This is a genomic window from Desulfonatronospira sp., assembly GCA_003563255.1.
In the GTDB taxonomy this organism is placed as follows: Bacteria; Desulfobacterota; Desulfovibrionia; order Desulfovibrionales; family Desulfonatronovibrionaceae; genus Desulfonatronospira.
The window spans coordinates 1-3,921 of the sequence record PWSL01000458.1 but is presented as its reverse complement, the minus strand read 5'-3'; the positions used below and the strand labels follow the sequence as shown (position 1 = coordinate 3,921).

The following is a 3,921-nucleotide window of genomic DNA, read 5'->3' as shown; positions in this document are numbered from 1 at the left end:
GATGTCAGTAAAAACAAAGACTTATGTAGATTGTTTATTTCTGAATTATTCATTTTCTCGACTTTTTGCAGGTGCATCTTGTAAACCCGTTAAAGTTGGCCACGCTTCACAAATCAACCTGGTAGGACAGAACATCCATGGCTTCAGAATTCAGGGTATCTGCCTGCTTGTTGATAATCTCCAGGTCATTTTGATCCCGGTCCAGTTTTTCCCGGGCCGCAATTAAATCCCGGACGGCCTTTTCGATAAGAGCAGACCTGTTGCCATAGGATGCCCCTAAGGAGTCAATTTCAGATCATAGCATAGCATACATAAGTCATGTAACTCCCTGAAATTTAAGAATCCAACTGAATTTTGCAACCTTAGATTTTTTTAATCAAAATACACCATCTTCACACTTCGCGCTTGACGCGATGTGTAAAGATGATGTTTACATTTGGCGCTTGACGTGGCAGATGTCATGAAAATACAAAGTTGGTCTACAATGTTAGTCCACAGGAGTACATGCCATGATGGTCAATGTTCATGAAGCAAAAACCAATTTTTCGAAACTGTTGGAACTGGCCCACGCCGGACAGGAAATCATCCTGGCCAAATCTGGAAAACCTTATGCCCTTCTGACTCCTCTTCCTTCAGATAGGGTAGATCAGCGCAAGCCCGGACGGCTGCCTGGCAAGGTTACGGAATCCTTTTTTGAACCTTTGCCAGAAGAAGCAATTGCCGCTTGGGAGAGGACGTGAAGCTCTTGCTGAACACCCACGCCCTGTTGTGGTGGTTTACTTATGACCCCAGACTTTCAGTGCAGGCCAGGGAGGTCATTGCTGATCAAAATAACTCGATTTTTGTCAGCTCGACCAGCGCACATGGGGGTCACTAAAAAACGGGGTAAAAAAAATCATTGACAGGCGGTGGAGTGCTGTAAATTATTTACATCTGCACAATAAATGGCCCAGGATATTATCTCCGAATCAGGAAATAAAAAGGACTGCGTATGACCTACCTTCAGGTCAAAGACTTGAAGAAAACGCGGGAGCTGTGGGGACGACTGGAGCGGGACCGCGAGCTGATCATCACAAAGGATGGGCAGCCCAGGGCGATCATGATCAGTATTGACCCTGGTGATATGGAAAGTTCCCTGGCCGAAATCCGACGGGCTCTATTTTCAGCAGCAGTAGGACGTGTTCGAAGGCGGGCCGAGACACTGCCGCCGGCTGATGACGACATTGCTCAGGCCATCGAGGAAAGCCGACGAGACCGGCGATGCTCGTGGTCATAGATACCAACGTTCTTGTTTCCGGCATGATTAATCCACATGGCGCACCAGGCCGCCTTGTGGATTTTCTTCGTTCCGGGGCCTTGCATCTTGCTGTTGATGACCGTATTCTTGCAGAATACACTGAAGTTTTGCACCCTCCACGACTCTCCCGCTACTTTGGGTCTTCAGACCTCGCACAAATTCTTGACTATCTGCACACGGGAAGCCTGCATGTACTGGCCAGACAGCATATAAAAGATCTGCCTGATCAAAGTGATGCGCCTTTTCTGGAAGTGGCTATGGCAGCAAAGGTTCCTTTGATTACTGGAAATATTCGTCACTATCCGGATGTATGGCGTCAAGAATGCACCGTTCTTGAGCCAGCCGTTTTTCTGACAGACTGGTTGGCCAAGAACAGTTCTTAGTTCGTTAACCAAGAACCAGGAACGACGAACGAACAAGAACGGATAAATATTTGTCGATCCCGCCACACCTGTGTAAAATACATTTTACATTTCCAGACTAAAAGTGTAAAATGAAAGCAACACAACCAGACGAGTCTCTGAATCATATTTAATAAAACCCAGTCAAAGCAGATAAAATGGACGATGATATTTTTTCACAGCAGCATACCCTGCTCACAAACTTAAGCGAAGCTAAGCGCTACCAGTACGGGCATATCCAGTGGGATCATCACCTGGTGGGGATCGTTGGTGCTCGCGGGGTTGGCAAGACTACAATGCTGCTCCAGCGCATAAAGGATCAGTACGGGGACAGCGGAAAGGCGGCTTATGTCAGCATCGACCATCCTTATTTTGACGCCCGCCCTCTGTTTGAGTTTGCCGAGTCTTTTGCAGCGTACGGAGGGGAGTTGCTATGCGTGGACGAAGTCCATAAGCAGGCAGACTGGTCACGGCAGATAAAGGCCATCCATGACACCATCCCCAGTCTGCGGGTTATTTTTTCCGGCTCCTCAATACTGAGAATGAGCGCCCAGGCAGCGGACCTGAGCAGGAGGGCGCTGGTTTATGAGTTGCACGGCCTGTCCTTCAGGGAATATTTGTTGTTTGCCCATAAGCAGAAATTTGAGCCGCTGACCCTGGCTCAGATTCTTGTGGATCATGTTGCCCTGGCTGGGTCCGTAGTCCGACGCATCAAGATTTTACCATGTTTCAGGGCATATCTTGACCATGGCTATTATCCCTTTTTCCTGGAAGGTGTGGACCAGTATCAGCTGAAATTGACCGCGGTCATGGGGCAGATACTGGAAATGGATTTGCCTTTTGCGGCCTCCATCGCCATTAGACAGATCGGCAAGTTGAAGAAACTGCTTTACCTGATATCCACCAGTGTGCCCATGATACCGGATATTGCCAGGTTGTCGCGTATGACAGGGATTTCCAGGCCAACAATATACGATTATCTTGAGAAACTGCAGGAGGCCCGACTGCTGCGTCTGGTCAGGCAAGCTGGTAAAGGGACCGTGTCTCTGGCCAAACCTGAGAAAGTTTATCTTGATAATACCAATCTTGCCGTGGCCCTGGCTCAGCAGCCTGATTCCGGCACTGTTCGCGAGACCTTTTTCGCTAACCAGATCGCTTCGGCTTTGTCTCGCAGCCGTCTGGTGGATGAAGAATTGACCGTCCCGGCCAGAGGTGATTTCCTGGTTCAGAGCAAGTGGACCTTTGAGGTCGGCGGCAAGGGAAAAAGGGATGACCGGATCATCGATCTGCCCGGGGGATATTTGGCCGTTGATGATATTGAAGTCGGCCAAGGACGAAGGATCCCCCTATGGTTGTTCGGATTTTTGTATTGAGTTTGGGGGTTGAACCGTGAAGAGAGTTCTTCGTTCTTGGTTCTGCGGCATCGCCGCCGTTCCTGGTTCCTGGTTCCTGGTTTTAACAAAGAACTAAAGAATCCACAATGGGCTCCCCTGGGAGAAATTCTATATTCATCAGATCGTGCTTTGAATCATACTCAATCTTCATGCTGTTGCTCCTCCCAATATCTGGAAACCTGGGACGTGAGATACACTGTAATCACACTGTAATTTGATTGTCCTCTTCCACGTATATCACCCTGAGCAGATAAATACTGTCATCAAAAAAATATTTGCGTTGAGCTACAGCGCTACCCCTTTGTCCCCTCAACCAATTGATCTGGTTCATGTATGGTTTCAAAAACCATACTTTCGTCAACACCACGTTGGGCAAGCTTATTTCGGGCAATAGGGATTATGGTAACCGGCTTTGGACTCATTAAATTATTTTTATGCATTCTTCCGGCAATTGGCAGGGAGCCGCTCACTCCCTCCTTATTTCATAATCAAGATCAGTCCAGGGGGTTTTGCCGATAAGCGCATTCCAGAGCATCCGCAAGGCTCCGGTGTTCTCATGGTAAAAAAGCCAGCAGAGCTTTTCTCCACTGGCCATAATCAATTACTGTTACTTCACCTTCTCATTCAGATCCTCCAGGCTACCACCCAGAGCCTGCATGAAGTTCGCCGCCTGGTTCGAAGCAAATAATCAAAGTCCCTGAGTAACACTACAGCGAAACTTATATATTGACCTCCGGGGACTGGCTCTCCCCGCACTTATTTTTAAAACCTGTCAATCATCCTTCAGAAAAATAAGTGCGGGGGTGCCTGTCCCCAATTGAGACAGGTT

4 protein-coding genes are annotated in these 3,921 nt (G+C 48.1%); all 4 read left to right on the top strand.

Features of this window, described 5'->3' with window-relative positions; all coding sequences use genetic code 11:
- Positions 1 to 509 precede the first annotated feature (509 nt).
- The 4 genes from QZP87_RS13495 to QZP87_RS13480 all read left to right on the top strand — a co-directional run bounded on the left by QZP87_RS13495 (position 510) and on the right by QZP87_RS13480 (position 3,071).
- Positions 510 to 740, top strand: a complete 231-nt coding sequence (locus QZP87_RS13495; RefSeq protein WP_291323444.1) for a type II toxin-antitoxin system prevent-host-death family antitoxin — start codon at positions 510 to 512, stop codon at positions 738 to 740.
- Between the two features lie 251 nt (positions 741 to 991).
- Complete coding sequence (locus QZP87_RS13490) at positions 992 to 1,276, top strand: hypothetical protein (RefSeq protein WP_291323443.1); 285 nt, start codon at positions 992 to 994, stop codon at positions 1,274 to 1,276.
- On the top strand, positions 1,261 to 1,680 hold the full coding sequence (locus QZP87_RS13485; protein ID WP_291323442.1) for a putative toxin-antitoxin system toxin component, PIN family: 420 nt from the start codon (positions 1,261 to 1,263) through the stop codon (positions 1,678 to 1,680). The genes QZP87_RS13490 and QZP87_RS13485 overlap by 16 nt, the downstream gene beginning before the upstream one ends.
- Before the next feature lie 176 nt (positions 1,681 to 1,856).
- Positions 1,857 to 3,071 carry an AAA family ATPase gene (locus QZP87_RS13480; protein WP_291323441.1) on the top strand — a complete coding sequence of 405 codons (1,215 nt, stop codon included), beginning with the start codon at positions 1,857 to 1,859 and terminating at the stop codon, positions 3,069 to 3,071.
- Positions 3,072 to 3,921 lie beyond the last annotated feature (850 nt).

Coding starts and splice junctions, on each gene's coding strand:
- QZP87_RS13495 (WP_291323444.1), top strand. CDS start 510: ATGATGGTCAATGTTCATGAAGCAAAAACCAATTTTTCGAAACTGTTG.
- QZP87_RS13490 (WP_291323443.1), top strand. CDS start 992: ATGACCTACCTTCAGGTCAAAGACTTGAAGAAAACGCGGGAGCTGTGG.
- QZP87_RS13485 (WP_291323442.1), top strand. CDS start 1,261: ATGCTCGTGGTCATAGATACCAACGTTCTTGTTTCCGGCATGATTAAT.
- QZP87_RS13480 (WP_291323441.1), top strand. CDS start 1,857: ATGGACGATGATATTTTTTCACAGCAGCATACCCTGCTCACAAACTTA.